The sequence below is a fragment of the Acidisoma sp. genome, from assembly GCF_035492295.1.
GTDB lineage: Bacteria > Pseudomonadota > Alphaproteobacteria > Acetobacterales > Acetobacteraceae > Acidisoma.
Map to the genome: position 1 here is coordinate 19,866 of NZ_DATJJK010000194.1, position 7,237 is coordinate 27,102.

The following is a 7,237-nucleotide window of genomic DNA, read 5'->3' on the forward strand; positions in this document are numbered from 1 at the left end:
CCATGGCTGAGCCGTTGAACCGCCAGGATATGGCCAAGCAGGCGGCGGCCGATGCCGCGGCCGCCATCGTGGAAAATGGCATGCTGGTTGGGCTCGGCTCCGGCACCACGCTTCGCCGTTTCGTCCGCAGCCTTGGCAAGCGCTGCGAGGCGGGGCTGACGATCACCGGCGTGCCGACCTCCGAGAGCACCCGCGCCCTCGCCATCGAGGTCGGCGTCCCCGTCGCGGACCTCAACGATGTGGGTGAACTTGACCTCGTGCTGGACGGGGCAGACGAGATCGACCCACAGGGCCAAATGATCAAGGGTGGCGGCGGCAATCTTCTCTGGGAGAAGATCGTGGCGACCGCCGGGGCGCGGTTCGTCGCCGTCATCGACGACAGCAAGACCAAGGATGTCTTGGGGAAATTCCCCCTGCCGGTCGAGGTGGTGCGCTTCGGCTGGCGGGCGACCGAGCGACTGATCCGCGGTCTGCTGGTCGAAAGCGGTTACCTGGAGCCCGCGATTACGATGCGCGGCGGCCTCGATTCACCTTTTGTTACGGATAGTGGGCATTACATCCTGGACTGCGCCCTGGGTGAGATCACGCATCCGGATGCGCTGGCGATCGCGCTGAACCGAATCCCTGGTGTGGTCGAGAACGGGCTTTTCATCGATATCGCCCGCTCCGCCATCGTCGGCCAGCCGGATGGGTCCATCCGGACGATCGCCTACGACTGAGCGGCGTAGGCCAAGAGGGGGCGCCCGCCGCTCTTCTTGCGCCGCGCGAAGAGGGGGAACGGTCAGCGTGCCGCAAAACTTCAATCTGGAACAGTTCGTCAAAGCTCAGGAGCCTGTCTATGAGCAGGTCCTGCGGGAGTTGCGGGCCGGCCGCAAGCAGAGCCACTGGATCTGGTTCATCTTCCCCCAGCTTCTGGGCTTGGGCGAAAGTCTCATGTCCAAGCAGTTCGGCATCCCCTCGGTGCATGAGGCGCAGAATTATCTAACGCACCCTCTGCTCGGCCGGCGCCTCGTGGAATGCACGCGCACCGTCAATCGGCTGGACGAGCGTTCTCCACTCGCGATTTTTGGCAGCCCCGACGATCTGAAATTTCATTCCTCGATGACGCTGTTCGACCGCGCGCATCCCAACACCTGCTTCCGGGAGGCGCTGGACAGCTTCTTCCACGGCCGGCCCGATCCGCGTACCGTCGAACTGCTGCAGCGGGCCCGTGCCGGCAGGCCCTGAGCCTCAACCGGCCTTTTTACGGGCCGTGACCTCGATCTCGATTTTCATACGGGGATCGGCAAGGCCGGCCACGATCATCATCGAGGCCGGGCGCACCTCGCCGAAATAGCGTCGCAGAACCGGCCAGCAGGCCGGGAAATCGGCACCATCGGGCAGCACGTAATTAGCCCGCACGATATCGGCGAAGGAGGCGCCGGCCTCGGTCAGGGCCGCCCCGATATTCCTCAGCGTTTGCTCGGCCTGTTCGACGACGTCATCGGAGATGGTGCCGGCCGCATAGTCGAAGCCCGTGGTGCCGGACACGAACACCCAATCCCCATCCACCACGGCGCGGGAATAGCCGATTTCGGCTTCGAATGAAGAACCGGATGAGATGAGGCGGCGCATGAAACGCGTCCTTTTCGCTGCTTGATGCAAACTCTAGAATGGGTTGCGCACCCAAGCCAGGACCAGTGAAGGCCTGCGCCACTGATGTCCGCCGTCTCTTTCAAGGGCGCGCAGTAAGCAGAGACAGCCTGTGACGGCAATTTCCTCAAGGCACCCGACAGGAGCGGCTCTTCAACCGCCCTCGGCGGGGTTTTCCGGCCAGTTGTGCTTGGGATAGCGCCCTCGCATGTCGCGCCTGGCATCGGCCCAGGCGCCCTGCCAGAAGCCCGCGATATCGGCGGTGATGGCGATCGGCCGGCCCGCCGGAGAAAGCAGCGCGAGGCGCAGCGGAATGCGCCCCCCCGCAAGTTTGGGCGTTTCCTTCAGACCGTAGAAATGCTGCGCGCGGGACGCGGCCAGCGGCACCGGCTCGCTGTAATCGACCGCCGCCCGCCCGCCGGGCAGCGGCAGATGCGTCGGCACCTCCCGGTCCAGCCGGCTGCGGAGCGACCAGTCCAGGCGATCAAGCAGCAGCGCGCCGAGATCGAGCCGGGCGAGATCGCCGAGGCGGGTCAGGCCGTGCAGATGCGGCGCGAACCACTCTCCGATCCTGTCCAGCAGGCTTGCATCATCGCTGGCGGGCCAGGTCTCCGGTTCCAGTCCGTGCATCAGGATCAGCCGTGCCTGAATGCCACGGGCGGCCTCCGTCCAGGGCAGGCGCGAGGGGTCGCGCGTGACCGCGTCAAGCAAGGCGGCGGCGGCTTCCGTGGCGTCCGGCGGGCCGGAGCGATCTTCCAGCACCAGGGCGCCGAGCCGCCGCCTGCGGCGGGCGAGGATGCTGCCGGTGACGGGATCGAGGCTCGTTTCCACCGTCTCCGTCACGCGCCGGGCGAGGGTCGCGGGCAGTGCCGCCGGGTCCAGGGGCGCGGCCAGGCGGATGCGGGCCGAGCTCTTCATTTCGAGCGCGGCGACGGCGAGCAGCCCTGCCTTCGCCAGCGGGTCGGAGAGCGGAATTTTTGCCCCGCCGCCCCCCGAAAGCCGGAAGCTGCCGGGCTCCCCCCTACGCTGGGCGAGCCTGTCGGGGAAGCCAGCGGCGATCAAGGGCGCCGGGTCACCCGACGCCACCGCATCGCCGCGCAGGCCGAGGCGTCCGCGATACTGCCGCGCCCCCTGCCGAATGCGGTGGATGGCGCCGCGGTCGATCTGCGCTGGGCTGCGCTCGGCGAGTGCATCGAGACGCAGGGTAATGTCCGACGGCGCATCCGGCCCGGCGCGCAGCGGGTCCCGCTCCTCCAGCAGAGCCGCGAGATCGCAGGCGAGCGCCCGTTCCGTGGATCTCTCGGCCGAGAGCATCATCGCGGCGAGGCGTGGATGGGCGCCGAGCGCGCTCATCCTCTGGCCAAGAGGGGTGGCGCTGCCATCCGCACTTACGGCTTCGAGATCGATCAGCAGCGCGCGGGCTGCGGCGAGCGCACCTTCCGGCGGCGCGTCGGGAAAGGGAAGGTCGCCAGGCGCCGTGCCCCAGGCAGCGCAGTCGAGCAGCAGGCCCGATAGCTCGGCCTCCAGTATCTCGGGCCGGTCATACGGGCGCAGCCCCCGATGGGTGGCGGTTGACCACAGTCGAATGGCGAGTCCCGGCGCTTCGCGCCCGGCGCGACCCGAACGCTGGTCCGCGGCGGCGCGGCTGATGCGCTCGGTCGCGAGCCGGGTGAGGCCGCTGTTACTGTCGAGCCGAGGCGTGCGCCGATAGCCGCCGTCGATCACAATGCGCACGCCGGGGACCGTGAGGGAGGTTTCGGCGATCGAGGTGGCCAGAACCACGCGCCGGCCCTCAGCCGGGCGCAGGGCGAGATCCTGAGCCGCCGGCGGCAGATCGCCATGCAGCGGTAGAACCAGCGCGTTCACGCCATCCAGTGCGGTTTCGGTGCGGCGGATGTCCCCCATGCCGGGCAGGAAGGCGAGAATATCGCCATCTGCGTCGATAAGCGCCGCACGGATGGCGCGCGCCATGGCATCCGGCAAGTCCCGCAGCTGTGCGATGTCGCGCTTCTCGTGGCGGATTTCCACCGGGTGTATGCGCCCGGCACTTTCCACCACGGCCGCGTTCATGAGCGCGGAAAGCCGCGCGCCGTCGAGCGTCGCCGACATGGCGAGCAGCCGCAGGTCTGGCCGCAGCAGCCGTTGCGCGTCGAGGCACAGGGCGAGGGCGAGATCGGCTTCCAGAGAGCGCTCGTGAATTTCGTCGAGGATGACGGCGGTGATGCCGTCCAGCCCGGGGTCGCCCAGCAGGCGCCGGACGAGAAGCCCGGTCGTCACCACCTCGATGCGCGTTGCGGCGGAAACGGCACTCTCGATGCGCGTGCGGAAGCCCACTGTCTGGCCGACCGGCTCGCCGATCAGGGTCGCCATGCGGGTGGCGGCGGCACGCGCCGCGAGCCTGCGCGGTTCGAGCATGACAATGCGGCCTGCGCCCAAGCTGGCGTCGCGCAGCAAAGCGAGTGGCACGGTCGTGGTCTTGCCGGCGCCCGGGGGGGCCACCAGCACGGCATTCGGGCGCTCGGCGAGGCTCGCGAGCAGCCGGGGCAGGGCCTCGGCCACGGGTAGGGTCTGCATGAAATCGTCAGGCACGCGGGCGATCCCAATCTGGGCGTTGAGCAAGCGTCACGCCGTTCCTATGGAGGCGGCGCGCTTCCGACGCTAAAAGGGCTGCATGACACATTCCGGCGGCACGGCGAAATTCTCCTGCGGCGCATGGGCTGCGCGCATCCTGCTTACGGCGCTCGTCCTGCTCGTGGCGCTGGGCGCGAGCCAGGCCCGGGCGGCGCATAGCCTCGCCGCTTCGACGCTCAACAACGAGGTGAAGCTCGTTTCGAACGTCGATGCCGTCGTTCCCGGCCAGCCCTTCCGCATCGGTCTGTTCTTCGGCCTCGGTCAGAAATGGCACATCTACTGGTCCAATCCGGGCGATGCGGGCGCGTCCCCCAGCATGACCCTGACCCTGCCGGAGGGGGGCGTGGCCGGACCCATCCAATGGCCGATTCCCAAGGTCATGAATGACGGGCCGGTGACGAGTTACGGCTATACGCGGAAGATGGTCCCGGTGCTTCTGCCGCTGACCGTGACCCCGCCAAAGACAATCGCGGGCAGCACCTATCACCTGCAGGTCGCGGCGCATTGGCTCGTCTGCAAGGACATCTGCGTGCCAGGCAGCGCGGATTTCGAACTCGCCCTGCCGGTCCAGGCGAAGTCTGTCGCCTCCGCCGAGGCGCCGCTCTTCCAGGCCGTCGATCGCCGGATGCCGGCAGCAAAGGGCTGGAAGGCCTGGATCCAGCCGGACGGCACGCTGAGCGTGGACGGGGCAGATGCCTCCTCCATGAGCGTCACTTCGGCCTATTTCTTTCCCGAGCAACCCGGCGTCATCAATCAGGACTTCTATCAGTCTCTGAGGATGCAAGACGGGCGGGTGACGCTGCGGCTGAAGCCTGATGCCGGTTTCAAGCCCGATGCGCCGCTGCAGGGTTTGCTCGTGTTGACGGCTCCGGACAGGACGGAGACCGCAGGCAGGATCACCGCGCAGCCCGGCATCCCGCCGGTGGAGATGCCGCAACACAGCTTTTGGGGCGCGCTGGTCGCCGCCCTCACCTCCGGCCGCTATCTCGATCTCGTGGGCGCTGCCTTTCTCGGCGGCCTCATCCTCAATCTCATGCCTTGCGTCTTTCCGGTGCTGGCGATGAAGGCGGCCCATCTTTCCCAACATGCCCATGGCGAGGCTGAGCGGAACCGGCGCGGCGGCCTCGCTTATGGTCTCGGTGTCATTCTCAGCTTCCTGCTCCTCGGGGCTTTGTTGCTGGGCCTCCGCGAAGGGGGAGCGGCGGCCGGCTGGGGCTTCCAGTTCCAGTCTCCCGCGTTCGTGCTGGCCATCGCCTGGCTGCTCTTTGCGGTCGGCCTGTCCTTCTCCGGCGTGGTCGAGATCGGCGGGCGCTGGATGGGCCTCGGCCATAACCTGACGACGGGCGGCGGGCTCGGCGCCAGTTTCTGCAGCGGCGTGTTGGCCGCGGTGGTGGCGACCCCCTGTACCGCACCCTTCATGGGGGCAGCCATCGCGGCGGCGCTGGCGGGCCCGCCCCTGCCGGGTCTCCTCATCTTCCTGGCGCTGGGTCTGGGCCTCGCCTTGCCCATGGTGATCCTCAGTGTCATCCCGGGGATCGGACGTATTCTGCCGCGGCCCGGACGCTGGATGGTCGTGCTGCATCAGGCACTGGCCTTTCCCATTTATGCGACGGTGCTTTGGTTGGTCTGGGTCGCCGCCCAGGAGGGCGGTCCCTCTCTGCTTCTCGCCGTGGGGGCGGGCTTGCTGCTCATCGCTTTCGCGGCTTGGGCCTGGCAGCTCGGCGGGCGCCTTGCCGGCGGCCTCGCGCTGATTGCAGTCCTCGCCTTGGCACCGGTCCTTTGGGAGGCGCGGGATCTTCACGATGCCTCGCCCCTGCCGACAAGCGCCCAGGCAGAGCCCTTTTCCACGGCGCGCCTCGCGGCGCTCAGGGCGGCGGGAAAGCCGGCCTTCGTCAACCTGACCGCGGCCTGGTGCGTGACCTGCCTCGTCAACAATCGGGTGGCGCTCGACCGTGCTGCCGTGCAGCTGGGCTTCCGCCGAGAAGGCGTCACCTATCTCGTGGGAGATTGGACCAAGGCCGACCCCGCTATCACGGCCTATCTCAAGGCCCATGGCCGGGATGGCGTGCCGCTCTACGTCTATTACCCGCCGGCGGGGGGCCAGCCTGTGGTGCTGCCGCAACTGCTCACGCCCTATCTCGTGCTGAAGACGATCGGCGCGACGACGGATGGGACGTCAGGATCGGGTTAGGCGCCTTGGCGGGCCGCGCGCTGCATCAGCCGAGAGAATGGGCAGGCATGCGGCAATCGGCCGGCGGGGCTGGGCCCTCGTAACGGGTCCAGAAACGGGTCGCGCCCAGCATGGGCAGCAGGAAATAGCCGCGAAGTCGCAGATTGTCGTGGTCCATCAGGCGAATCTTGGCGCTGTAGCCGTGGCCGCTCTGCGGATTGATGATGCTGCCCATCCAGGCGCGGGTACGCGGATGCAGGTCGCGGATGAAGACGAAACGGCACTGGGAATGGTGGTTCCAGGTCTGGGGCACGGTGTCACCCGGATGGTCGATCGGGAAGCCGACCAGCGCGCCGCAGAGCGTGTTTTCCCCACAGGTGTAGATTTGCACCACGGCCTGATCCTTGCCCGTCGACCAGAAGCCGGTCGGATCGGGGGGGGCTGCCGCCGCCGGCCGCGCCAGGGCGACCAAAGTCAGCAGACCGAAACAGATCATTGAAATCTTGTGCATGACTACGAAACTATCACAGGCGCCCTGGGCAGCGTCCAGCCTGTCCGGCGGACGTCAGGCACAAGCCAAATGCAAGGGCGTGCGCCTGATCAGGCGGCGGCCGCCACCCTCGGGCGCTGACGGCCGATCGCTTCGTCGATCTGCGCGGCTTGCTCCTGGGTGACTCTCAGCCCGAGCTTGGAGCGTCGCCAGAGGATGTCCTGGGCCGAGCGGACCCATTCATGGGCGACGAGGTAGGTGAGTTCGGCCTCGGTGAGATCGGCGCCGAGGTTTTTGCCGAGGTCGGCGAGGCA

The 7,237-nt window shown here is 67.8% G+C and carries 6 protein-coding genes and 1 pseudogene; 3 read left to right on the plus strand and 4 right to left on the minus strand.

The features are described from left to right. Positions 1-2 precede the first annotated feature (2 nt). Together rpiA and VL752_RS14550 are read left to right on the plus strand one after the other, a co-directional pair. Positions 3-719 (plus strand): ribose-5-phosphate isomerase RpiA, encoded by a 717-nt coding sequence (rpiA, locus tag VL752_RS14545; RefSeq protein ID WP_325356494.1) that lies wholly within the window; start codon positions 3-5, stop codon positions 717-719. Between the two features lie 67 nt (positions 720-786). Next, on the plus strand, positions 787-1,227 hold the full coding sequence (locus VL752_RS14550; RefSeq protein ID WP_325356496.1) for a DUF1810 domain-containing protein: 441 nt from the start codon (positions 787-789) through the stop codon (positions 1,225-1,227). A 3-nt stretch (positions 1,228-1,230) separates the two neighbouring features. On the opposite strand, the gene VL752_RS14555 is transcribed toward VL752_RS14550, so the two are convergent. Both VL752_RS14555 and hrpB read right to left on the minus strand, forming a co-directional pair. Next, complete coding sequence (locus VL752_RS14555; protein WP_325356498.1) at positions 1,231-1,614, minus strand: RidA family protein; 384 nt, start codon at positions 1,612-1,614, stop codon at positions 1,231-1,233. Between the two features lie 171 nt (positions 1,615-1,785). Further along, on the minus strand, positions 1,786-4,206 hold the full coding sequence (gene hrpB, locus VL752_RS14560; protein ID WP_325356508.1) for an ATP-dependent helicase HrpB: 2,421 nt from the start codon (positions 4,204-4,206) through the stop codon (positions 1,786-1,788). Positions 4,207-4,303: 97 nt separating this feature from the next. Here hrpB and VL752_RS14565 point away from each other — a divergent pair, with 97 nt between their 5' ends. Further along, entirely contained in the window at positions 4,304-6,454 is a 2,151-nt protein-coding gene (locus tag VL752_RS14565) for a protein-disulfide reductase DsbD family protein (RefSeq protein ID WP_325356500.1), read from the plus strand. Between the two features lie 25 nt (positions 6,455-6,479). Here VL752_RS14565 and VL752_RS14570 read toward each other — a convergent pair whose 3' ends face one another. Continuing rightward, positions 6,480-6,944, minus strand: coding sequence for a DUF2147 domain-containing protein (locus VL752_RS14570; protein WP_325356502.1), 465 nt, complete (start codon positions 6,942-6,944; stop codon positions 6,480-6,482). 89 nt (positions 6,945-7,033) lie between these two features. Next, positions 7,034-7,237, minus strand: a pseudogene (locus tag VL752_RS14575) (glycerol-3-phosphate dehydrogenase); the annotation flags it as partial.

Bases quoted from the DNA above. Each gene is read 5' to 3' on its own strand.
- VL752_RS14555 (WP_325356498.1), bottom strand. From the start codon at position 1,614: ATGCGCCGCCTCATCTCATCCGGTTCTTCATTCGAAGCCGAAATCGGC.
- rpiA (WP_325356494.1), top strand. From the start codon at position 3: ATGGCTGAGCCGTTGAACCGCCAGGATATGGCCAAGCAGGCGGCGGCC.
- hrpB (WP_325356508.1), bottom strand. From the start codon at position 4,206: ATGCAGACCCTACCCGTGGCCGAGGCCCTGCCCCGGCTGCTCGCGAGC.
- VL752_RS14565 (WP_325356500.1), top strand. From the start codon at position 4,304: ATGACACATTCCGGCGGCACGGCGAAATTCTCCTGCGGCGCATGGGCT.
- VL752_RS14570 (WP_325356502.1), bottom strand. From the start codon at position 6,944: ATGCACAAGATTTCAATGATCTGTTTCGGTCTGCTGACTTTGGTCGCC.